This window comes from Qipengyuania rhodophyticola (assembly GCF_042493225.1).
GTDB lineage: Bacteria > Pseudomonadota > Alphaproteobacteria > Sphingomonadales > Sphingomonadaceae > Erythrobacter.
This window is the reverse complement of sequence record NZ_CP170454.1, coordinates 899,341-921,842: the sequence shown is the minus strand read 5'-3', so window position 1 is coordinate 921,842 and position 22,502 is coordinate 899,341. Positions and strand designations below refer to the sequence as shown.

The window sequence follows — 22,502 nt, the reverse complement described above, 5'->3', positions numbered from 1 at the left end:
AGTCACCCCGCAGCCCCGATCAGCTCTCGCCCAATCAACATCCGCCTGATCTCATTTGTGCCTGCGCCAATATCGAGCAGCTTCGCATCGCGCATATAGCGCTCCACCGGCCAATCGAGCGTATAGCCCGCCCCGCCCAGCGCCTGCACACTTTCTGCCGCCACGCGGAAGGCGTTTTCGCTCGACAGCAGGATAACACCCGCTGCATCAAAGCGTGTGGTTTGGCCCGCATCGCACGCTTTGGCCACCGCATAAGTGTAAGCGCGCGCCGATTGCAGCGCGACATACATATCCGCGACCTTCGCCTGCATCAGCTGGAAGCTGCCGATGGGTTTGCCGAATTGCTTACGCTCGCGAAGATACGGGATCACGCAATCGAGGCACGCCTGCATAATGCCCAGCTGCAATCCCGCGAGCACCACGCGCTCATAATCTAGCCCGCTCATCAGCACGCCAACCCCGCCGTTCAGTGGCCCCATCACATTGTCCTCGGGCACTTCGCAATCGTCAAACACCAGCTCTGCCGTGGGCGAGCCGCGCATGCCGACTTTCTCGATCTTTTGACCGATGGAAAAGCCGGGCATGTCTTTCTCGATCAGGAAAGCAGTGATCCCGCGTGACCCGGCGCTGCCGTCGGTCTTGGCATAGACAACCAGCGTGTCTGCATGCGGCGCATTGGTGATCCAGAACTTGGTGCCATTGAGCACATATCCGCCCTGCACCGCGTCGGCCTTGAGCTTCATCGAGACGACATCCGACCCAGCGCCAGCCTCTGACATGGCGAGGCTGCCGACATGGTCGCCCGAAATTAGGCCGGGCAGATACTTCGCCTTCTGCTCAGGCGAGCCCCAGCGGCGGATTTGATTGAGGCATAGATTTGAATGCGCGCCGTAAGACAGGCCCAGCGATGCGCTAGCCCGGCTCACTTCTTCCACCGCAATCACATGCTCCAGATAACCAAGGCCCAGCCCGCCATCTTTCTCTTCAACGGTGATCCCATGCAGGCCCAGCTCGCCCATCTGCGCCCAAAGTTCATCGCGCGGAAAATAATCCTCACGGTCAATCTTCTCGGCCAAAGGGGCGATCTGTTCATCGGCAAAGCGGCCAACACTCTCGCGGATCATCTCCGCACTTTCGCCAAGCTGAAAATCGAAATCGGGGGTCGCGCGCATGCTCTCTCCTGAAGTGCTCACTATGACCCAAGCCCATACCAGCGTGCCCGGCATGCGCAAACTACTGAATTCGCGCCCCAGCGCCATTAAGCCAGCCCGGCATTGATACGCAATTTGTTCCCCGCGCGGTTTTGTGTAAGAGCGCCTGCATGGCCACGCAGGAAGCCCAGGACGAAGAAAGCCAGCTGCGCTTTATGCTCGATAGCGTTCCGGACATCGCCTGGTCCGCTGATCCCGGCCCGGAATTCACGCATTTTAACGCCCGCTGGCGAGAAGTGACGGGCAGCCCCTCACCCAAAGAGGTCGATGACTGGCGTAAGTTCATTCATCCTGAGGATTTTGAAGCGAGTTGGGCGAAGTTTGGCGCGGCCATTGAAAGGACCTCAGATTTCGAGGACGAATGGCGCCTGCGCCAGGCCAATGGCAGCTATCGCTGGGTTTTGTCGCGCGCCGTACCATCAACCGATGACCCAAGCACGGCGCGTTGGTTTGGCACAATTACTGACATTGATGACCGCTATCGCGAAGCGGAAAAGCGCGAGCTACTAGCGCAAGAATTATCCCACCGGATGAAGAACATCTTCGCGGTTGTCTCTGGCCTGATTGCTATTCGGGCGCGCGGGCGCAACGATGTGTCAGACTTTGCAGACGAACTCGCTGAAACCATTCAAACGCTCAACACAGCGCATGATTATGTGCGCCCAGACGGCGAGCCGATGGCCGATCAATTGCATGCGCTGATCAAAGAATTGCTCGCGCCCTATGAGTATAGAGGGGCTTTGCGAAGCGAATTAGCAGGAGTTGATCTGCCACTTCTGGCCAGCGCGACGACGCCAATGGCTTTGGTCATTCATGAGCTTGCCACCAATTCCGCGAAGTATGGCGCATTGTCGGATGGTAAGGGGCGGATTACGGTCGATATTGCGCGCGAGCGGGAGGACGACAAAGCCGTCATCAAAATTGTCTGGCGCGAATTTTCTAACGTTGAACCGCCTGCCGAAGGCGTCCAACCCACTGGCTTTGGTTCAACCTTGCTGCGCATGTCGATTACCAGCCAATTGGGCGGAACTTTTACCCGCGAATTTGGCGAGAGCGGCATCGTGGTAACCATCGCCATTCCTGAGGATAGGCTAAGCGCGGCGGCGCCCACTTCGTGACTCTCGAATTTCGCGATGTCGCCCGCAATTATGGCTCCGTTAAAGCGCTTAGCGGTGTCTCGCGTACCATCGAAGCCGGCGAATTCGTGGCACTGGTCGGTGCCTCCGGATCTGGCAAATCGACACTTCTCAAAACGATCAATCGCCTGGTTATCCCGAGCGGCGGTACTGTGCATTTCGGCGAGATGGACGTGGCCAAACAGCAGCTTACAGAGCTGCGCCGACGCATTGGCTATGTGTTTCAGGGTATCGGCCTTTTTCCGCATATGAGCGTGGCGGAGAATATCGCGATTGGCCCGCGCTTGTCCGGCGAGCCAATACCGCCAGAGCGTGTAGTGCAATTGCTGGAATTGGTTGAGCTTGAGCCGTCAATGCGAACGCGCTTCCCCGATGCGCTGTCGGGCGGTCAGCGCCAGCGGGTTGGGGTGGCGCGTGCCTTGGCAAACAGCCCCCAGCTTTTGCTCATGGACGAGCCCTTTGGCGCGCTTGACCCGATCACGCGCGATGCGTTGGGCCTGCGGGTGCGCGGGCTGCATGACGAGCTCGCACTCACCACAATTATGGTGACGCATGACATGGCGGAGGCCTTGCTGCTCGCGGACCGAGTTCTGGTGATGGATGCGGGGCAGATCGTCGCCGATGAAACGCCTCAGGCGCTGCTCGAAGGAGCAGGCGGCGAAGTTGCGCAGGAGCTGGTGGCAGTGCCGCGTGATCAAGCCAAACGGCTAGCGGAACTGGCTAAATTGAGCGCCCCTTTATGAGCGGGCTTTGGAACACTTTGTTGGGGCTAGGCGATCAGCTGGCGGCGCATGTTCTGCTCGCTGCATCGGCGATTGGTTTGGGGCTGTTGGTTGGTCTTCCACTGGCAGTCTGGGCGAGCCGTTCTCCGCCGGTCGCGCGCGTCGCGCTTGGCTTTGCGAGCCTTGTCCAAACCATCCCAGCGCTGGCTTTGCTCGCGCTGTTCTTCCCCGTGCTTTTGTCTTTGCGTGCAGTGTTTGGCGAGGGGTTGCCCACGCTGGGCTTTCTCCCCGCTTTGCTCGCACTGGCGCTCTATGCCTTGCTGCCGATCTTGCGCAATGCCGTGACGGCTCAGGCAAATCTTGACCCCGGCGTTATCGAGGCGGCTGACGGGATCGGCATGAGCGGGTGGCAGAAACTGCGGCTGGTCGAAGCCCCGCTTTCTGCGCCTTACATCATGGCTGGGATTCGCACCGCTGCAGTATGGACGATTGGCGCGGCGACGCTGAGCACCACAATTGGTCAGCCCAGCCTTGGCGATCCGATTTTCGCCGGATTGCAAACGCAAAACTGGGAGCTGGTGCTGGCAGGGTGTATCGCCAGCGCCGGCCTTGCGCTGATTGCTGACGGGCTGCTCGGCATAATTGAGCGCGGCTTTGCGCAGCGCAAGAGGGCACTTTGGTTGGTCGGAGCGGTAGCGGTTCTGCTGGGTATCGGGGCCGCCTTCTGGGCGCAGAACTCCGGGCGGGATGGTGAAGACCGAATCGTCATCGGCGCTAAGGGTTTTTCCGAGCAGTTCATCCTTGCCCGGCTAATCGGACAGCGGCTGGAAAAGGCAGGCTACGACGTTGAGTACCGCGACGGGCTTGGCTCGGCGGTGGCGCATAATGCACTCACCAGCAATGGGATCGATATTCTGGTTGATTACACCGGAACGATCTGGACCAATTCAATGAAGCGCACCGAAAATCCGGGCCGCGGGGCGATGTATGCGGAGATTGTGGGCTGGGAAGAGGAAACTAGCGGCACGCTGGTGATGGGCAGGCTGGGGTTTGAAAACGCCTATGGTTTCGCAATGCCTCGCACCTCAGCTGAGGCACGCGGGCTCACCTCACTCACTGATCTGGCATCAGTCGCGCCGGGCATGACCGTGGGCGGTGACCCTGAATTTTTTGAGCGGCCCGAGTGGATTAGCGTGCGCGATGCTTACGGCTTTCGGTTTGCGCAGGAGCGCACCTTCTCTCCGACCTTTATGTATAATGCGCTCAAATCCGGCGATGCCGATGTGATCGGCGCTTATACTTCAGATGGGCGAATTGCAGCGGATGATCTGGTCATTCTGGAGGACCCGCTGGAAGCGCTGCCCAGCTATGATGCGATCCTGATGCTCAGCCCCGATGCCCGCGAGGACGCCGCGCTGACTGCCGAGCTGACGCCGCTTATTGGAGCAATTGACGTAGCCGCAATGCGCGAAGCCAATTTCGCGGTTGATCGAGACGAGGACAAATTAACCCCAGACGAGGCAGCGAAGATGCTGGCGGAGCTGGTCGGGCTTTAGTTTTTTGTTTTCCGCAGCACCTCCGTGCTGCGATATCCTCGGCCCTTTCGGGCCAGCGGGCGCGCGGTGGCCTAGTGGCCGTCTTACGACTCCGCTCTTGCGGCTCGCTAGCCGCTCGCCGGACCATTCCAGGTTAAACGGTTTGAGTAGAGCGCGGGTGGCTGGACCGCAACTAGCTCACTTAGCTCGCGTCCAATTCTGGCTCTGACAGAACGGGCCAACGCACCCCTTCACTTCCAAAACGCCCGTACTCTTGCGCTTAAGAAATGACTTATAGGTCTTGCCATTGCGCGGGTCGTAAATCTTGCCGCGCCAGCGGTCTTTCTCGGCCTTGAAGCCAGTCAGCAAGGAGATACCCAGCAGCTTGCGCTTACGCAGATTGGCGTTGGGATTATTCACATCGCGCTGATCCACGCCGCCTTCCGGGGGCACCAGATATTTGCTCAGTTTCCCGCAATAGCTCGCGCCGCATTTGCTAATGGTGATCACCGAATCTTTTTCAGGGGTCACCCAGCGGCCGGTAATCGGGTCAGCAGCGTGGGAGGGTGCTGCGGCAAAAGCGGCACCAAGGGCGATGAACGCAGTCAATTTTCTCATTCAAATTTCCTTTCCCACCCCGATATACGAAGCCAAATGCCATTTGGTTGCTGAACCATTGCAGAACTGCGCATTTCTGAAGGCTATTCTGGCGGGAAGCCCGCGCCCTCGGGCCAATCTTGCGACGTAACGGCCAGAACTTTGAAGAGCTCGCCCATCTGCTCAGGCGCGACGAGGCGCTGGCGCGCAGTTTCGATTTCCTCGGCGCGGTCTGGCGCGGATGCCGCGAGAGCCTGCGCACGCATACCTATGCCCATAGCCTCCAGCCATTCGCCTTGCGTCGCGGACTGAACGCGCAGCCCAGCGCCGCTCGCAATCTCCGCCAATGTCGCAAAATCGACATGCGCAGTGAGATCAGCCTCGCCCGGTGCGGCCAGCGCATCGATTTTTTGATGGCTTTGGACCGCTTGCAAGGTGGAGCCGGTTTGCGGCGTCAGATAACCATAGTCGATAAACAGCGCCGCCCCGCCTTGCCTCGCCAGCCGCGCGGCAAGATCCTGCATAATCGCCGCGGCGGCAGGGCACGTCTCCAGCACTGTACCGGTTTGATGCGCATTGTGTATCTCAGGCACACCAGCATCCATCGGATTGGGTCCAGCGGCATAAAGGAAGTGTTCGCCGTCAAGCGCGACGAGCCGCTCACGCCAACCGCTTGCCGTCTTGACCAATTGGCGGATCGGCAAGGCATCCAGAAATTCGTTCGCGACAATCAGAAGGGGGCCATTTTTGGGCAGGTTTTGGGTATCATCGTGAAATTGCGCAGCGGGCAATGCCGCGCGCTGAAGATCGCGTAAGACCGGTGAGCCTTCTACCAGATGCGGTGCGGGCGTGAGGCCATGCGGCGCCATTGCCCGCAGCGCATCGACCGCCAAAGTGCCGCGACCTGGGCCAAGCTCCACATAGGCCGCATCGCTCGCCGCGCCTGCACGCATCCAAATGTCTGTTAGCCAGAGGCCGACAAATTCACCGAACATCTGGCTGATATCGGGCGCGGTGATGAAATCGCCGCCACCAGTCTCGCCGCTATCATTAGGCGCGCCCAGCGGATCACGGCTCGCATAATAATGCGCATTGCTCTCGCCCATAAAGCGCGACACAGACATTGGCCCATGCGCGCGGATCAGGCGGCGAAACCGCTCACCTAAATCTCTTTTGGGCTCAGCTTCTTGGCCCTCGCTCATGTCGCTGCGGCGGAGGATCCTGTGGCGGGTTTACGCATCAGAGCATAGGCCACCACGATCAGCCCAACCCCGATCATCGGAATAGTCAGCCATTGCCCTTGGCTAAGGCCCGTCTCCGCCACGCGGTGCGCCAGATGCGCATCCGGCTCGCGGAAAAACTCATTGATAAAGCGCGCCGCCGCAATGCCGATAGTGAAAATGCCAACCAGCAGACCGGGCCGGTAGCGCGCCTTGGTAAACCAGAACAGCGCCAGCATGATCACCATCATGGCAAGGCCCTCAAGCCCAGCCTGATAGAGCTGGCTGGGGTGACGCGCCAAACCATCAATATCCGATGGAAAGACCATCGCCCATGGCACATCCGCCGGGTTGGCCGGACGGCCATATAGCTCGCCATTGACAAAATTCGCGAGCCGCCCGAACAGCATGCCGTACGGCACGCCCACCGCGATATAATCGCACACGCGCAGCCAGTTGAGATTGTTTCTGCGTGTTACCCAAGTGATCGCGAGCAGCACGCCCAGTACGCCGCCATGGAAGCTCATGCCGCCGGTCCACAGCTTGAACAATTCGAGGCTGGTAAACAGCTCGGGCTTGTAAAACAGCGCATAGCCAAAGCGCCCGCCAAGGATGATGCCCAGCGTGCAATAGAAGAATAGATCATCTGAATGCCGCTGAGCCATGGGCGCGCCGTGTGATTTAAGCATCTTGGACAAATGCCAAAAGGCCAGAACAATCCCGCCGAGATAGGCGAGCGAGTACCAGCGCAGGGTGAAGAAACCCAGATCAATGCCCGGCGTCAGGCCCAGATTGGCCCATTGAATGGGTTCAGCCGCGCCGGTTGCAGCAAGTAGTGACAGCACTGGGATATCCTCTTAGAGATGTTTGGTATTGGCCGTCCAAGCGACCGCTTGGGAACCGCTCTTGGCATAGTAGGTTTGTTGGGGAAAGCCTGCGTGTGCGTTTGCGCTGCATGAAAGCATGCAATGGTCAGAGAACTGTGCCCAGAATCGCGCTGGGAATTGGAGAGGAAATAAACCAAAATGCCAACTGCACTTGATACCTCGCTCGATCACATCATTGGCGAATTGACTAAACCGGGGATGCCCTTTGAAACCGAGCCCGTCGAAAGCTACGGCGTGCAGGTTCCCTCGTTTAAATCCGCGCCCCCAACGCTGGCGCATTATTTTGCGCATTTCTGCAATGAGCACAAAGATGTGCCCTTCATCGTGGATGGCGATTGCCGCCTGAGCTTCGGTGAAGCCTATGCCGCCGCGTCCCATGTCGCACATGGTCTGGCGACAAAACAGGGTGTCAAAAAAGGCGACCGGGTTGGTATCGCCGCGCGCAATTCAGCCAATTGGATGATCTCCTATATGGGCATTATCATGGCGGGCGGCTGCGCGACCTTGCTCAATGGCTTTTGGTCAGGCGATGAGCTGGCTTACGGTATTCGCCTGGCGGAATGCGAGCTGGTTATCGCCGATGCTGGCCGGGCAAAGCGGCTTGAAGGTACAGATCATGCGGCAAAGCTGGTCATGATTGAGCATGATTGTTCACCCGCCGAAGGCCTTAGCGAAATCTGGGCTGCTGGCGATACGGCGATGCAAATGCTGGGCGGCCTCGGCCCCGATGATATTGCGACGATTCTGTATACATCCGGCTCCACCGGCAATTCGAAAGCGGCCTGGTCTGATCACCGCGGCGTGGTGCACGGCGTGATGAATTATGTCGCGCAAAGCGCAATGGCCAAGTTGCTCCTCGAAAGCCAAGGCGAGGATTTGAGCGCGCAGCCATGCGCTCTGGTCGCCGTGCCGCTGTTCCATGTAACGGGCGAAATCCCGCTCTTCGTCCAGTCCTTCGCAATCGCGCGCAAGCTCGTGCTGATGCCGAAATGGGATGCGGAAACCGCACTGCAATTGATGGACAAGGAGAAAGTGACCTACTTCGTCGGCGTTCCTCTGATGAGCTATGAGATTGCGACACATCCTAACCTGGGCAATTACGATCTTTCCGCGTGTAAGAGCTTTGCCGCGGGCGGCGCGCCGCGCCCCGTAGATCACGTTACCAAGATTAAAGAGGCCTTCCCGGGCGGGTTCCCGCTGCTGGGCTATGGCCTCACAGAAACCAATGCGGTTGGCTGCGGCAATTTCAACGAGAATTACCTCGCCAAGCCCGGTTCAACCGGCAAGGCCAGCGCGCCCATGGTCGATCTGCAAATCCTCGACAATGATGGCAATCCGCGCCCGCAAGGCGAGGTGGATGAGGTTTGCATTCGCACCATCGCCAATTTCCGCGGCTATTGGAAGAATGACGAGGCGACCGCTGCGGCCTTCACTTCCGATGGTTTCTTCCGCACCGGCGATCTCGGCTATCTCGATGAAGACGGCTATCTCTTCATCGTTGACCGCAAGAAAGACATTATCATTCGCGGCGGCGAGAACATCTCCTGCATCGAAGTGGAAGAAGCGATTTACGCGCATGATGACATTGCGGAATGCTCCGTCTTCGGCGTGCCGGATGAGCGGATGGGGGAAATCCCCGCTGCGGTCTATCATCTAAGAGAAGGTGCAGCGCCGATGAGCGCTAGCGATCTGCGCGAGTTCCTGCTGTCGAAAATCGCGCCGTTCAAAGTGCCGAATGAAGATTTAATTTGGCAAAGCGCTGATGATCTACCGCGACTTGGCACTCAGAAAATTGATAAGCGCACCGTCAAAGCAACCTTTGCGAAAGATCATTTAGACGCGTGACCTCAATTCGCCTCCCCAATCAGCGCGCCATCATTGACCGCAGAGCTCTTGCTGGCGAAATCGCTGATCTGGTCGAGGCGGAAGGGGAGAAGGCTCGGCCAAAGATCGTCGAGGCGCTCAAGGCTGCGCTGGAGAAGGGCCGCGAGGAAATGGCGCGGCGGCTGGAGGAGAACCCCTCAGCTGGTCACGCCTGCACTTATGGTCAGGCGTTCCTGATTGACCAGCTGATCCGGGTGATCTTCGATCATGCGACGACGCATCTTTACCCAGCGGCCAATCGCACGTCGGCTGAGCGGATCGCGATTATGGCGGTCGGCGGATATGGCCGGGCGGAAATGGCCCCGCACTCAGACGTGGACATTGCCTTCCTGACGCCGCGCCGGGGCACGGCATGGTGCGAGCAAGTGACCGAAGTAATGCTCTATCTGCTGTGGGACATGGGCCTTAAAGTGGGCCAGTCCAGCCGCACCATCGATGACACGATCCGCATGTGTAAAGAGGATCTCACCATCCGCACAGCTCAGCTTGAGGGGCGCTATATCTGGGGAGATGAGGCGCTTTACGAGGAGGCCTCAAAACGCTTCTGGGCCGAAGTCGTGCGCGGCACTGAACGACAATTTCTGCGTGACAAGCTGGCCGAACGCAATGCTCGGCACAAGCGCATGGGCGACAGCCGTTATGTCGTGGAGCCTAATATTAAAGAGGGTAAAGGCGGGCTGCGCGACCTCCAAACGCTCTATTGGATTGGCAAATATGTGCATCAAGTCCGCAGCGCAAAGGAGCTGGTTGGGATTGGTCTGCTGACGCAGGCGGAATATCGCAGCTTCCGCCGCGCCGAACGGTTCCTGCTCGCAGTCCGCTGTCACTTGCACATCCTGACGGGGCGGGCCGAAGACCGGCTGACCTTCGATTTTCAGCGTAAGATCGCTGAACGCATGCAATTCGCGGATCGACCCGGCAAAAGCGCAGTTGAACGCTTTATGCAGTTCTATTTCCTGCAGGCCAAACGTGTGGGCAGCCTAACCGGCGTTTTCCTGGCGCATCTCGATGAAGAGTTTGAGCGCAAGAGCAATCGCGGCGGGTTCTTTGCCGGCTTTCGAACCAAGCCGCGTGACCTCAAAGGATACCGTGTTCACGGCGGGAGGATTGCCGCGCCGTCAGATGACTGGTTCAAGAAAGACCCGGTTCGCCTGATCGAAATTTTCCAGCTGGCCGAGGCTGAGCAGCTCGAGGTCCATCCGGACACCATGCGTCAGGCGGATCGAGACAACAGCCTCATCGACAACGATTTGCGCGAAGACCCCCGCGCCAATGCGCTGTTCGTTGATTTGCTCTCTGGCAAAAATGACCCGGAGATGGTGCTGCGCTGGATGAATGAAGCAGGCGTGTTCGGCAAATTTGTACCCGACTTCGGGAAGGTCAATGCGCAGATGCAGTTCGACATGTATCACCATTATACGGTCGACGAGCATACAATCCGAGCGATTGGCCTGCTCAGCCAGATTGAACGCGGCCAGCTTGCGAGCGATCATCCGCGTTCAACCCGCCTCATTCACAAGGTCAACTCGCGCCGCGCGCTGTATGTCGCAGTGCTGCTGCATGATATTGCCAAGGGCCGCGGCGGGGATCACTCGATTCTGGGCGCAGAAGTGGCCGAAGAATTGTGCCCGCGCTTTGGCCTAACCGCGTCTGAAACAGACCTTGTTGCATGGCTCGTGCGCGAGCATTTGCTGATGAGCGCAACAGCATTCAAACGCGATCTGACTGATCCCAAAACAATCGAGGATTTCGTCGCGCGGGTGCAAAGCTCTGAGCGTTTGCGCAATCTAGTCATCCTCACCTCCGTTGATATTCGCGCGGTTGGCCCCGGCACGTGGAACAGCTGGAAGGGGCAATTGCTGCGCGAGCTCTATGATGCCGCGCAAGAACGACTCCGTCTGGGCCATATGCGTCATGGGCGGCACGAGCGCGTCGCCGCTAAACAGGCTGAGGTCGCTGCATTGCTGGGTGATCAGGCCGCGCTGGTCGAGACCTATTCAGAGCCGCTGGGCGAGGCCTATTGGATCGCGGAACCTGAAGACGTAATTACGCGCAACCTTTTGCAATTTGATGCAGCACGTTCGTCGGATGACCCGCTCTCGATCACTTGCCAGCCTTATGAGGCGCGCGGGGCAACTCTGGTGACGGTGATTGCCTCTGACCATCCGGGCCTGTTTTACCGGATCGCTGGCGGCATTCATCTGGCAGGGGGCAATATTATTGATGCGCGCATTCACACCAGCCGCGATGGCTGGGCGATTGATAATTTCCTCGTGCAAGACCCGCATGGCGGCCCGTTTATGGAAGAGGCGCAGCTTGCGCGGATCGAGACGAGCATAGCCGATGCGCTCGCCAATCGGGTTGATCTTGCGCCCAAGCTCGCCAAGCGGCCCCTGCCGATCAGCCGCTCCAAAGCCTTTGACGTGCGCCCGCGCGTGATTTTCGACAATAAGGCCTCGACTCACTATACCGTGATTGAGGTCAATGCACGCGACCGGCCAGCTCTGCTGAACCGGCTAGCCCGCGTGCTCTTCGAGGCCAATCTGGTGGTCCAGTCGGCCCATGTTACAGCCTATGGCGAGCGGGCGGCAGACACGTTCTATGTGACGGATCTGACAGGGGGCAAAGTCACTGCGAAACAGCGACTGGATGAGTTGGAAGAGGCCCTGCTGACGGCTGCGAGCGACACGACGCAGCGGGAATTGGAAAACGCTTAAAAGCCGTTGCTAACCGCGCGTGTTTAGCCTCTGGCGCCAAAGAGGGCTGTACCCACCCGCACATGCGTCGCGCCAAGCATAATCGCGGTTGCGTAATCACTGCTCATGCCCATGCTGAGGCCGCCACCTTCTTGGTCGCTCTCACCGTCCAGCCCATTGTCACGCGCCAGCTTATCAAGCATCGCAAAGAACGGCGCGGGCTCTGTGTCGAAGGGCGGGATGCACATCAGACCCGCCAGCGGAATATCTGCGCTGCGCACTTGCTCGATCAGCGTAGACACATCGGCAATCGCGCATCCACCCTTTTGCTCTTCCGCGCCAATATTGACCTGAATGAAGCAGGGCACTTTGCGGCTCGCCTTGTCCATTGCTTTGGCCAGTGCCTTCACCAAGCTTGGACGATCGACCGCGTGGATATAGTCAAACAACGCGACCGCATCCTCGGCCTTATTTGATTGCAATTGGCCGATCAGATGCAATTCCACATCGGGATATTGCTCGCGCAGAGCAGGCCATTTATCCTGCGCTTCCTGCACGCGGTTTTCGCCAAACACGCGCTGCCCTTGCTCCAGCAGCGGCACAATACGCTGAGGCGGGTGCGTTTTGCTCACTGCGATCAGCGTCACCTCATCCCGCTTCCGCCGGGCAATTTTGCAGGTTTTCTCAATCTCGGCCTCAACAATTTGAAGCGGGGTCTGTTCGTCTGTCATCACCGCGCGCTATAGCGCAGCAATGCCTGCTCGCCAGCCCCTACCGATGCTGTGGCTTCTTTCGGACGCTCGCAATGATGCTGAGCTAGAGCGCGTACTGATTGAATTGCCGCAAGGCTCTGCCTTTGTGTTCAGGCATTATCACCTTGAAGCCGGTGCGCGGCGCGCTCGGTTTAACGCTTTGTGCGGGTTGGCTCAGGCATATGGACACGTCGTGATCCTTTCCGACAATGCTGGAACCGCGCAAAAATGGGGCGCGGATGGTGTCTATGGGGAGGCTGAAAGGCTCGGTCCGCAAGGCGCGTTGCTTCGGCTCGCCACTGCACACAACTCGGAGGAACTGCAAGCAGCGGAGCAGGCCGGGGTCGATGGCATCTTCCTCTCGCCTGTTTTCCCAACCCGCTCGCATCCCGGCGGCGAGACGCTGGGGCCGCTAGGCTTTCACGTGCTCGCACAGCAGACCTCTCTGCCAGTCATCGCACTTGGCGGAATGAACCCAGCGCGCGCAGAAGAGCTCGATTGGCCGCGCTGGGGCGCAATTGATGGTTTGGTGTGATTTGTTTTGGACCAAGCCGCCCGCGCCCTCCACCCTTCCACCCGGATAATGTCCCGGTAGGCTCCGGGTGGAAGGGTGGAGGGCGCGGGCGGCTTGGGTTTTGCTCAAACACCCTCTCTTAACTTGACCGCGAGTCCCCAAAGATTCATGGTGTATTGCACTATACAGACACCGCGGGTCACCGCAGGTCACAAGTAAGGTTTAGAACGGCTATGGCGTCGCGCGCAGCAAAATCTCCAGATTGGAAAGCAGCATTTCGCCGCTCGCTGCGCCGCGCGTTGCAAATGGTGGGCGCGGGGGTGCTGGCGCTGGCGACGCTTTTTCTTACCTTGTCGCTCGCCAGCTATACTCAGACTGACCCCAGCCCCTCAACCGCTGCGGCCGGAACTGAAATCGCCAATTGGATGGGTGCAAGCGGTGCTTGGGCAAGTGAACGCGCGTTCTATTTCTTCGGCATTTCCGCAATCCTGCTTTTGCCCCTGCTCTATATCTCGGCACGCCGATTATGGCGCGATGTTGAAACAGAAGACGAGGACGAAGTACCCAGCGCATGGTGGCGTCCATTCGGTTTACTGCTGCTCGCCATCGCGCTCATCGCGAGCGTTTTATCGCTCGTTTTTGAGGAGGCTGGCGGAGCATTGCCTGCGGGTCTTGGCGGCCTCATAGGCTTGCTGGGCGCGGGCGCAATCGAAGCGGTTGCCGCGCGCTTTGGCGAGGCCCTAAGCGGATGGATTATCGGCGGCATTGCTTTGGTGAGCATGTGCAGCGGGCTGGCTCTGGTCACACGCGTCTTTGCGATTGACTGGCGGCAATTCCTAACCCTGCCTGACTTCCTAAAGCGCGGGAGAGGCGCAGATGTTGCCGGTGACAATGATGACGATGATCTGATCAAGCTGCCCCGCAAAGAGGCCAGCAAGGAACGCGCCGAAAAGGCTGCTGAAACGATTGCCGAAACACGCGACAATCGCCGTCCGCCGGAGATTTCCGACCCAACCGCCGCGCCGCGCAAGGCCAAGCCCACCAAAGCAAAACAGCGCGATATGTTCGCCGAATATGACCTGCCCAGCCTCGAACTGTTGGCCGAGGGTCAGGCAGACGAAGCACCCAAGCTCGATAAACTCGCGCTGGAGCGCAACGCTCGATTGCTCGAAAACGTGCTGGATGACTTTAACGTAAAGGGTGAAATCACCGCCGTGCGCGCGGGGCCCGTTGTCACCATGTATGAGCTGGAACCTGCGCCGGGCATCAAGGCCAGCCGCGTGATCGGCCTCGCGGAAGACATTGCCCGCAATATGAGTGCGATCAGCGCGCGGGTCTCCCCCATTCCGGGCCGCACGGTGATGGGCATAGAGCTGCCCAATGCCGACCGGCAAATGGTCAATTACCGGGAACTTGCAAGCAGCGCGGACTTTGCCGATCACAAGGGCAATCTGCCGATCATTCTGGGCAAGGATATTGGCGGCGAGCCGATCATCGCCGACCTTGCCGCGATGCCGCATTTGCTGGTCGCGGGTACGACCGGCTCGGGTAAATCGGTAGGTCTCAACGCAATCCTGCTATCACTGCTTTACCGGTTCACGCCAACCGAATGCCGCCTGATCCTGATCGATCCCAAGGTGCTTGAACTCAAGACTTATGACGACATCCCGCACCTGCTCAGCCCAGTGGTGACTGAGCCGCATAAATCCGTGCGCGCATTGAAATGGGCGGTTGAGGAGATGGAGCGGCGGTATCGGATGATGTCTTCGGTCAACTCGCGCAATATCGGCGGCTTTAACGACAAAGTGCGCAGCGCGATTGCCAAAGGCAAACCGCTCGGCCGCCGCGTGCAAACCGGCTTCGATCCCGACACGGGAGAGGAGCTGTATGAGGAAGAGCAGCTCGATTATGAAGTGCTGCCGCTGATTGTGCTGATCGTGGATGAGCTCGCGGATTTGATGGTCACGGTTGGCAAAGAAATCGAGGTACTGATCCAGCGTCTCAGCCAAAAATCGCGCGCGGCCGGCATTCACCTGATCATGGCGACGCAGCGGCCTTCCGTCGATGTCATCACCGGCGTTATCAAAGCGAACTTGCCCACCCGGATCAGCTTCAAAGTGACCAGCCGGATCGACAGCCGGACCATTCTGGGCGAGCAAGGCGCCGAGCAGCTCCTGGGCAAAGGCGACATGCTCTATAAGCCCAACACCGGCGCGATGGTGCGTGTGCACGGACCGTTCGTTTCAGATGAAGAAGTCGAGCAAGTGGCCGACCATTGGCGCGCTCAGGGCAAGCCCGACTATGTCGATGCCGTCACGGAAGAGCCTGAGGGCGGCGGCTTTGACTTCGAGGATGAGTTTACCGCTTCGGATGATCCGGAAGAGCGCAAATATCGCCAGGCCTGCCAGATTGTGTTTGAGAACCAGAAGGCATCCGGCTCATGGCTCCAGCGGCAAATGGGCGTGGGCTATAATACTGCGGCGAAATGGATCGAGCGCATGGAAGGCGAAGGGCTGGTCGGCCCGGCTGACCATGTGGGCCGCCGCGAGATCTTCCGCGACCGCGATGGGAACCCGATGTAGGCTAAGCAGATTTAGCTATCGGGTCATGCTGCTGGGTTAGGAAGCTGATTATGGCCGAAACACCGCACCCAATAATCCTGTTCGACGCGGAATGCGTGCTGTGTTCTTACAATGCACGGTTCGTGCTGAAATTCGATCGCAGTGCGCGTTTCCGCCTCGCCTCTATGCAAAGCGAAGTTGGCGCCGCGCTGTTCCGCAAATTTGGCATTGACCCCAGCGATCCCGACACCATTATCGTGGTCGAGGGCGAGACGGCCAAGCGCGATAGCGATGCGGTCCTGTCGATTTACGAAGGGCTTGGCTGGCCGTGGAAAATCGCCGGTATTGCCCGCATAATCCCGCGCGCGCTGCGCGACCCGATCTATCTGCTGATCGCCCGCAACCGCTATAAGATCTTCGGCAAGCGCGAGACGTGCTGGCTACCGCCGGAGCATATGCGCGACAGATTGCTGTGAAATCGGTTCTGGTCATTGGCGGCTATGGCGGTTTCGGCGCGAGGCTTAGCCGCAGGCTGGCCGAGGATGGGTGGCACGTAATCATCGCAGGGCGCAACCTTGCCAAGGCAGAGGCTCTTGCCGCGACGATCACATCGGGGGTGCCGACCATATTTGATCGGGAAGGCGATGTTGAGGCGGCACTCGCGAGCCTCTCGCCCATGCTGCTTATCGACGCAGCCGGACCATTTCAAAATAGCGATTACCGCGTCGCGCAGGCATGTATCGCGCAGGGCATTCACTATCTCGATCTCGCTGACGCGCGCGCATTCGTAACAGGCATCACAGAACTCAATTCAATCACCGAAAAAGCAGGTGTGGCTGTCGTATCAGGGGCGTCCAGTGTCCCAGCCTTGTCTGGTGCGGTTCTACGTGAACTGACCGAAGGCCTGAGCGAAGTGACCCGCGTGGATATGGCAATCAGCGCGTCGGACAAGTCCACCGCCGGGACTTCGGTCGCGAGCGCTATCCTGTCTTATGTCGGACAACCCCTCGCGATCTGGCAAGGACGCAGATGGCGTAAAACCTATGGCTGGCAGAATGTCAGGCGCGCTTCTGTCTGCGACCAGCATGGCAAGCGCACCTCGCGCCTTTTATCATCAGCCGATGTACCCGATCTCGACATCGTACCGCAGGCTCTCAAAGGACATCCAGCGACATCCTTTAACGCTGGGTCTGAATTCGGCTTTCAGGTCTGGACATTGTGGTTTTTGAGCTGGCCAGTGCGCTGGGGCTTGCTCAAATCGCTTACCGCAATGCGCAGGGTTCTACTGCCCTTGCAATCACTTACTCGGCCATTTTCCAGCGGCACGAGCTTCATGACCGTAGACGTTCATGGACTAACTCCGGACAGATTTGAGAAACGACGCTGGGAGTTAATCGCAACCGAGGGTCGCGGCCCAGAAATTCCTGTTATGGCCGCCCAATTGCTCGCGCGCACTGTGTCGAAAGGCACGCTCAAATCTGGTGCGCGGCATGCAGCCGAAGAACTGTCTCTGAACGACTTCGCGCCGCATTTCGAAGAACTTGAGATCGAGACTAACACAACCCGCACCGCATACGAGCCGCTATATAAACGCGTGATGGGCGCCAGCTTTTACTGCCTGCCTAAACCCGTGAGAACCATGCATGAGGTGTGCGGGGACGGGGGCGCATCGGGCAGCGCGACCGTCACTCGTGGACGTAACCCATTGGCACAGCTTGTCGCCGCGATCATGCGCTTTCCCAAGGCGGGCGAGCATGATCTGCATGTTAGCTTTCGCGAAGACGATGGCCGTGAAACCTGGGAACGCGACTTTGCTGGGGCGACATTCCGAAGCGAGTTAAGCGAGAAAGACGGTAAGCTCGTCGAACGTTTCGGCCCACTGAGGTTTCAATTTGAGTTGCCGAGCGATGCATGCGGGTTGAAAATGATGATGGTCGGGTGGAGTGCGTTTGGCATATCACTTCCACTCTTTCTCGCGCCCAAAACCGTTGCAACAGAGACGGCGGAAGACGGTGTCTTTGTATTTGATGTTGCAATCGCGTTGCCGCTCATCGGCGACATCGTGCACTATCGCGGTTCGCTGAAACCTTGCAGCAGCGCACAAATCTAGCCCACTAAAATTTTCCCCGCGACTACGAAGCAAAACCCCTCTAAAACAACATAATGACGACTCAGGGGGACAAGCAGACAGCGCCAGCAGAGCCGGTTAAACCGGCAGCGATCGATACCGCGCGTCCGGTGCAGAGCATAGCAGCTATCGTGCGCGATTGGTGGTCTGGCGAAGTCGCGGCCGACATCAACCACTCGAAAGTTCTGCTGCGCATCGCTGAGGAGAGCTCCACCACCGCACGCTACCTTTTCATGACCTGCATGTCTGCCGGTATCGCCGTTTTGGGTCTGCTTCTGTCCTCGCCAGCCGTGGTCATCGGCGCGATGTTGCTCTCACCGCTCATGGGGCCGATCTTGGGCGCGGGCTTTGCCTTGGCAGAGGGCAAGTTCAAATGGCTACGGCTGTGCGCGCGCGCCATTCTGATCGGGACGGTCGTGTCGATCCTCTTCACCGCTGCAATTGTGTGGCTCTCTCCGCTGCAAACCGTGACGGACGAGATTGCCGCGCGGACCCGGCCCAATTTATTCGACTTGCTGGTTGCGCTGTTCTCCTCGCTAGCAGGTAGCTATGCGATGATCCGCGGGCGTGAAGGTACGATTGTGGGCGTGGCGATCGCCACCGCCTTGATGCCGCCGCTTGCCGTGGTGGGCTATGGCCTCGCGACCTTCAACATGACCGTCTTCGGCGGGGCGCTGTTGCTCTATGTCACCAACCTGCTCACCATCGCGCTGACCGCGACGGTCATGGCCCGGCTCTATGGCTTCCGCTATAAACGCTCCGCCCAACATGGCATGACGGAGAGCGCAGGCATCCTGCTGACATTTGTGCTCCTAGCCATCCCGCTAGGCATTTCGCTGACGCAAATCGCGCGCGAGGCGAACGGACAGCGCATTGTAAACTCGGTGATTGAGGATAGTTTTGACCCACTCGCCCGCGTCGAGCAACCGGTGATTGACTGGGATGCCGACCCAATCCAAATCAGCGCATATGTCTATACCCCTGAGTTTGAAAGCGATGCAGACGAGCAGATCAGACGCAGGTTGACCAATAATCTTGGCGAAGATGTGGCCGTGACCATCAATCAGTTCCGCGTTGGCACTGACCCCGGTGCAGCAGAGCAGGCTCAGCTTGCCCGGGCGCGCGAGCAGCAGCAAGCCGCCGCCGCTGAACAACAAGTCGCCAGCCTCACTGAAAGGCTCGCGCTTATTTCAGGTGTGCCGCCAAGCGATGTTACAATCGACCGTGAAAACAGGCGTGCTCTGGTCAGCGCAAAACCGCTCGATGGGCTCAGCCTAGCCGGGTATCGAGCCCTCGAAATGCGGGCCGCAGCGCAAGCGCCCGACTGGGAAATTCGCCTCCGCCCGCCGATTTTAGGATTGCCGAATATTGAACTTGGTGAGGACGGGCCGAGCGAGGCAGGCAAAGCCCAGCTGGAGCTGGTCAGCTGGGCCGCAAGCCGGACGGGCATTCCCATTGTACTAAGCGGCGCTGATGAGGCCACCAGTGCCATCGTGCAGAGCCTGACAGAAGCTGGCGTCGCGGCCAGCGGCGAAACGGTATCAAGTACTCGCAATAATACCGACGTTGTTACGGCGCGCTGGTCTACTCAGTAGACCTGCGCAAACCACATCATTGCAGTAGATGAATTTGATATCAGACGGGCTTGTCCTGCACTGGTTTCAATTGTAACGGCTTGACCACCCCCAGAGGAGATCCCCCATGCATGTCGGCTGCCCCAAAGAGATCAAAAATCACGAATACCGCGTTGGCTTAACGCCAGAGAGTGCACGCGAGCTGGTTCATCAGGGCAATAGCGTCTCAATCGAGAGCGGCGCTGGCCTCGGCATTGGCGCAACGGACGCAGAATATGAGGCGGCGGGCGCGAATATTGTCAGCGGCCCGGAAGAGATTTTCGCGCAGTGCGAAATGGTGGTGAAGGTCAAAGAGCCTCAGGCAGGCGAGCGTGCGATGCTCCGCGAGGCGCAAGTCCTTTATACCTATCTGCACCTAGCCCCGGACCCAGAACAGACCGCAGATCTGGTCAAATCGGGCGTCACAGCGATTGCATATGAAACTGTCACTGGTCCGCGCGGCGCTCTGCCGCTGCTTAAGCCGATGAGTCAAGTGGCGGGCCGGATGAGCATTCAGGCCGGTGCAACCGCACTGGAAAAAGCGCATGGCGGACGCGGCGTATTGATCGGCGGTGTCCCCGGCGTTCTGCCCGGCAAAGTCGTGGTCATCGGCGGCGGTGTAGTCGGTTTCAACGCGGCACAAATGGCGGTGGGTCTTGGCGGCGATGTGGAGATCCTCGACCGTGATCCTGAGGTCTTGGAAAAGGTCGGCACTTTCTTTGAAGCGCGCGCCAGCACCCGCTTTTCCAACCGCACAAACCTGGAAGATGCGGTCGCGCAGGCCGATCTGGTGATCGGCGCAGTGCTCATTCCCGGCGCGGCCGCACCCAAGCTGATCTCACGCGAGATGCTGTCTCAAATGAAGCCGGGCGCAGTGCTGGTTGACGTGGCGATTGATCAGGGTGGCTGCTTTGAAACCTCAAAGCCAACCACACATGCTGAGCCAACTTATGTGGTGGATGATATCGTCCACTATTGCGTAGCGAATATGCCCGGCGCGGTCGCCCGAACCAGCACTTATGCGCTCAACAATGTGACTTTGCCGCACGCTTTGCGCATTGCCCGCCATGGCTGGAAAGAGGCACTACGACGCGATCCGCATCTGGCGGAGGGCCTCAATGTACATGCTGGCCATGTTACATATCAGGCCGTCGCAGAAGAACTCGGCTATAACTTTAAGTCAACTGAAGAAGTTATTGCTTAACACGGGGTTACACGCCGCTCCAATTCTTCGACAAATGTAAAATACTTTTAACCGTTCGATAAGGGTCACCACGTAGGGCCATCTGTATGAGGGGCATCTCATTCAGTGTGGCTTTGTTAGCGGCGGCTTTGCTGTGCCTTTTCGCGCAGGCACCTGCTGCTGCCAAAGACGCTCAGAGAGCTGACTGTGTGACCTCGCTCGCCGCAGCGCTGTCAGTCACAGAGATTGTCAGCAACCGGCATCTGATGCTGTGCCAAAAGAATGCGCTCAATATCGCGCAGCCCCAAACTGTTCTCCGCTTTGACCTCGCCAATCCCGGTCAGCGCTCAGCGCGTTTCCTTCAGACCCGTCTTGGTCACTTTGCAAAGCTCACCATCGCAATCGTCGATGCAGATGGTGAGGTAGAAGTGCGAAATTATGACGAGGCGAGCGTTAGGCTGACTTCAGGGCGGCCTGCATTTCTCGCAGAGCTGCCTCCCACGAGCGAAAACGCGCAGGCTCTCTTTGTCATTTTTGACGAGCCGCGCCACGATGCCACGCTGCTTCAGGCGGAGCTTCTCGATAGCGACCCTACGCTCTCATCAGATCATTCCGCACTCATGTTCGGCTTTGCCATTCTAGTCGGCCTGATGCTGTCACCCTTGCTCTTTGACCTGGCCTTCTGGACTGCGCTCAAGCAGAATTTCCTCATCTGGCACGCCGCCTTGTCCTTGTCATTTGCAGCGCTGGTGTTCTTCCGGTCCGGTCTGGCAGTCGAATTCCTCGATCTCTCCATCGCCAGTTGGCGCGCTACGCTCGTTATCGCACTAGGGGTCGCTGGCTTGATGGCGTCGCTCTTCACGCAGAGCTTCGTTGAGCAGGACAAGCTCCATCCGGCTCTGCGCAAAGCACTGCCGTTCATGGGCCTTTGGTGCTTTGCTGCGTCTGTTATTCACGCAGCTCGGTTTGATTTTCTCGCACCACTCGGCGGGACTTTTCATACCTTAGCGATGATCCCTGTGCTGGGTCTGTTCATCATGGTGCTGGTTGATGCTTGGCGGCGCGGAAGCCGAGCGATCCGCTTTCAAATGGCAGGATGGATCCCGCTGATATTTGCCTTCTCAATCCAAATTGTGAGCTTCCTTACCCCCTGGGGCATCCCGACCGACGCACTTCCCCTATTCTACATCGGCGTAGTCAGCGAAACCGCGATTACTGCGATAGGCGTGGCCGATCGGTTCATAGCGCTGCGACGTGAGCGCGATAATGCGCGCCTCATTGCCAATGAAATGGGCACCTTGTCAGTCAGGGACCCAATGACGGGATTGATGAACCGCCGCGGGCTCGATAACCGTTTTGAAGAGCTTCAGGCACAAGGTTTCAACACCTTCGCACTGCTCGATCTTGATGAATTCAAAAAAATCAATGACCGCTTCGGCCACGCAATTGGCGATGATGTTCTGGTGGCCACTGGCGCAGCGCTCAATTCAGAGCCGGGCCGCGACACAGTGGCGTTCCGCATGGGAGGCGAAGAGTTTCTGCTTCTTTTGCGCGGCCCCAAGGGGCTAGAGCGAATAGAGAACTTGCGCACAGCGATTAGCCGCCGCGTAGCCAGCGATGTAGCCGGGCTGGAGAGTGTTGTCACTGCGAGCATGGGCGTGATCATCTCGCCTGCCGATGCGTATGTGCGCATGACACTCGATGACCTATATAAGCGGGCTGACACGCTTCTCTATGAGGCAAAGGCGGCCGGCCGCAATCGCTCCGTCCATGAGCGCCTTACCCTTTTCTCTGACAGGGGAGAGGGCGTCTCGGCAAAAGCAGAAGCGGCCTCAGCTCGAGCAGCCTGAGCTAGCACGTCGC

17 protein-coding genes are annotated in these 22,502 nt (G+C 58.6%); 12 read left to right on the top strand and 5 right to left on the bottom strand.

The genetic code is table 11. From position 1 onward, the window contains the following. Nucleotides 1-2 precede the first annotated feature (2 nt). The gene (locus ACFCXQ_RS04350) at nucleotides 3-1,172 is read right to left on the bottom strand and encodes an isovaleryl-CoA dehydrogenase (protein ID WP_379553437.1); all 1,170 of its coding nucleotides are present in this window, start codon (nucleotides 1,170-1,172) and stop codon (nucleotides 3-5) included. A gap of 149 nt (nucleotides 1,173-1,321) precedes the next feature. Here ACFCXQ_RS04350 and ACFCXQ_RS04345 point away from each other — a divergent pair, with 149 nt between their 5' ends. The 3 genes from ACFCXQ_RS04345 to ACFCXQ_RS04335 are packed head-to-tail and all read left to right on the top strand — an operon-like array spanning nucleotide 1,322 to nucleotide 4,625. Continuing rightward, on the top strand, nucleotides 1,322-2,329 hold the full coding sequence (locus ACFCXQ_RS04345; protein WP_379553435.1) for a PAS domain-containing protein: 1,008 nt from the start codon (nucleotides 1,322-1,324) through the stop codon (nucleotides 2,327-2,329). Then, a complete protein-coding gene (locus ACFCXQ_RS04340) occupies nucleotides 2,326-3,090 on the top strand; it encodes an ATP-binding cassette domain-containing protein (protein ID WP_379553433.1) in 765 nt (254 codons plus the stop codon). The genes ACFCXQ_RS04345 and ACFCXQ_RS04340 overlap by 4 nt, the downstream gene beginning before the upstream one ends. Then, nucleotides 3,087-4,625, top strand: coding sequence for an ABC transporter permease/substrate-binding protein (locus tag ACFCXQ_RS04335; protein WP_379553432.1), 1,539 nt, complete (start codon nucleotides 3,087-3,089; stop codon nucleotides 4,623-4,625). Before ACFCXQ_RS04340 ends, ACFCXQ_RS04335 begins: the two co-directional genes overlap by 4 nt. 177 nt (nucleotides 4,626-4,802) lie before the next feature. Here ACFCXQ_RS04335 and ACFCXQ_RS04330 read toward each other — a convergent pair whose 3' ends face one another. From ACFCXQ_RS04330 to lgt, 3 genes are all read right to left on the bottom strand, one after another. After that, on the bottom strand, nucleotides 4,803-5,222 hold the full coding sequence (locus ACFCXQ_RS04330; protein WP_379553431.1) for a DUF2147 domain-containing protein: 420 nt from the start codon (nucleotides 5,220-5,222) through the stop codon (nucleotides 4,803-4,805). 83 nt (nucleotides 5,223-5,305) lie between these two features. After that, nucleotides 5,306-6,403 (bottom strand): class I SAM-dependent methyltransferase, encoded by a 1,098-nt coding sequence (locus ACFCXQ_RS04325; protein WP_379553429.1) that lies wholly within the window; start codon nucleotides 6,401-6,403, stop codon nucleotides 5,306-5,308. Further along, entirely contained in the window at nucleotides 6,400-7,266 is an 867-nt protein-coding gene (gene lgt / locus ACFCXQ_RS04320) for a prolipoprotein diacylglyceryl transferase (protein ID WP_379553427.1), read from the bottom strand. Before lgt ends, ACFCXQ_RS04325 begins: the two co-directional genes overlap by 4 nt. A gap of 180 nt (nucleotides 7,267-7,446) precedes the next feature. On the opposite strand from lgt, the gene ACFCXQ_RS04315 reads away from it, so the two are divergent. Next, the gene (locus ACFCXQ_RS04315) at nucleotides 7,447-9,153 is read left to right on the top strand and encodes a class I adenylate-forming enzyme family protein (protein ID WP_379553425.1); all 1,707 of its coding nucleotides are present in this window, start codon (nucleotides 7,447-7,449) and stop codon (nucleotides 9,151-9,153) included. Further along, nucleotides 9,150-11,909: a [protein-PII] uridylyltransferase gene (locus ACFCXQ_RS04310; RefSeq protein ID WP_379553423.1), complete on the top strand. Its 2,760-nt coding sequence runs from the start codon at nucleotides 9,150-9,152 to the stop codon at nucleotides 11,907-11,909. Before ACFCXQ_RS04315 ends, ACFCXQ_RS04310 begins: the two co-directional genes overlap by 4 nt. Nucleotides 11,910-11,932: 23 nt before the next feature. Here ACFCXQ_RS04310 and ACFCXQ_RS04305 read toward each other — a convergent pair whose 3' ends face one another. Then, the gene (locus ACFCXQ_RS04305) at nucleotides 11,933-12,619 is read right to left on the bottom strand and encodes a YggS family pyridoxal phosphate-dependent enzyme (protein ID WP_379553421.1); all 687 of its coding nucleotides are present in this window, start codon (nucleotides 12,617-12,619) and stop codon (nucleotides 11,933-11,935) included. Nucleotides 12,620-12,641: 22 nt separating this feature from the next. Here ACFCXQ_RS04305 and ACFCXQ_RS04300 point away from each other — a divergent pair, with 22 nt between their 5' ends. From ACFCXQ_RS04300 to ACFCXQ_RS04270, 7 genes are all read left to right on the top strand, one after another. Next, nucleotides 12,642-13,175, top strand: a complete 534-nt coding sequence (locus tag ACFCXQ_RS04300) for a thiamine phosphate synthase (protein WP_379553419.1) — start codon at nucleotides 12,642-12,644, stop codon at nucleotides 13,173-13,175. Between the two features lie 212 nt (nucleotides 13,176-13,387). Next, nucleotides 13,388-15,736 (top strand): FtsK/SpoIIIE family DNA translocase, encoded by a 2,349-nt coding sequence (locus tag ACFCXQ_RS04295; protein ID WP_379553417.1) that lies wholly within the window; start codon nucleotides 13,388-13,390, stop codon nucleotides 15,734-15,736. A gap of 50 nt (nucleotides 15,737-15,786) precedes the next feature. Then, nucleotides 15,787-16,191 carry a thiol-disulfide oxidoreductase DCC family protein gene (locus ACFCXQ_RS04290; RefSeq protein ID WP_379553415.1) on the top strand — a complete coding sequence of 135 codons (405 nt, stop codon included), beginning with the start codon at nucleotides 15,787-15,789 and terminating at the stop codon, nucleotides 16,189-16,191. After that, nucleotides 16,149-17,825: an SDR family NAD(P)-dependent oxidoreductase gene (locus ACFCXQ_RS04285; RefSeq protein WP_379553413.1), complete on the top strand. Its 1,677-nt coding sequence runs from the start codon at nucleotides 16,149-16,151 to the stop codon at nucleotides 17,823-17,825. Before ACFCXQ_RS04290 ends, ACFCXQ_RS04285 begins: the two co-directional genes overlap by 43 nt. A gap of 53 nt (nucleotides 17,826-17,878) precedes the next feature. Then, nucleotides 17,879-19,438, top strand: coding sequence for a DUF389 domain-containing protein (locus tag ACFCXQ_RS04280; protein WP_379553411.1), 1,560 nt, complete (start codon nucleotides 17,879-17,881; stop codon nucleotides 19,436-19,438). A gap of 106 nt (nucleotides 19,439-19,544) precedes the next feature. Then, nucleotides 19,545-20,660: an alanine dehydrogenase gene (ald, locus tag ACFCXQ_RS04275; protein WP_379553409.1), complete on the top strand. Its 1,116-nt coding sequence runs from the start codon at nucleotides 19,545-19,547 to the stop codon at nucleotides 20,658-20,660. An 86-nt stretch (nucleotides 20,661-20,746) separates the two neighbouring features. Further along, nucleotides 20,747-22,489: a GGDEF domain-containing protein gene (locus ACFCXQ_RS04270; protein WP_379553407.1), complete on the top strand. Its 1,743-nt coding sequence runs from the start codon at nucleotides 20,747-20,749 to the stop codon at nucleotides 22,487-22,489. Nucleotides 22,490-22,502: the final 13 nt, after the last annotated feature.

Coding starts and splice junctions, on each gene's coding strand:
- ACFCXQ_RS04350 (WP_379553437.1), bottom strand. CDS start 1,172: ATGCGCGCGACCCCCGATTTCGATTTTCAGCTTGGCGAAAGTGCGGAG.
- ACFCXQ_RS04345 (WP_379553435.1), top strand. CDS start 1,322: ATGGCCACGCAGGAAGCCCAGGACGAAGAAAGCCAGCTGCGCTTTATG.
- ACFCXQ_RS04335 (WP_379553432.1), top strand. CDS start 3,087: ATGAGCGGGCTTTGGAACACTTTGTTGGGGCTAGGCGATCAGCTGGCG.
- ACFCXQ_RS04330 (WP_379553431.1), bottom strand. CDS start 5,222: ATGAGAAAATTGACTGCGTTCATCGCCCTTGGTGCCGCTTTTGCCGCA.
- ACFCXQ_RS04325 (WP_379553429.1), bottom strand. CDS start 6,403: ATGAGCGAGGGCCAAGAAGCTGAGCCCAAAAGAGATTTAGGTGAGCGG.
- ACFCXQ_RS04315 (WP_379553425.1), top strand. CDS start 7,447: ATGCCAACTGCACTTGATACCTCGCTCGATCACATCATTGGCGAATTG.
- ACFCXQ_RS04305 (WP_379553421.1), bottom strand. CDS start 12,619: ATGACAGACGAACAGACCCCGCTTCAAATTGTTGAGGCCGAGATTGAG.
- ACFCXQ_RS04300 (WP_379553419.1), top strand. CDS start 12,642: ATGCCTGCTCGCCAGCCCCTACCGATGCTGTGGCTTCTTTCGGACGCT.
- ACFCXQ_RS04295 (WP_379553417.1), top strand. CDS start 13,388: ATGGCGTCGCGCGCAGCAAAATCTCCAGATTGGAAAGCAGCATTTCGC.
- ACFCXQ_RS04290 (WP_379553415.1), top strand. CDS start 15,787: ATGGCCGAAACACCGCACCCAATAATCCTGTTCGACGCGGAATGCGTG.
- ACFCXQ_RS04280 (WP_379553411.1), top strand. CDS start 17,879: ATGACGACTCAGGGGGACAAGCAGACAGCGCCAGCAGAGCCGGTTAAA.
- ald (WP_379553409.1), top strand. CDS start 19,545: ATGCATGTCGGCTGCCCCAAAGAGATCAAAAATCACGAATACCGCGTT.
- ACFCXQ_RS04270 (WP_379553407.1), top strand. CDS start 20,747: ATGAGGGGCATCTCATTCAGTGTGGCTTTGTTAGCGGCGGCTTTGCTG.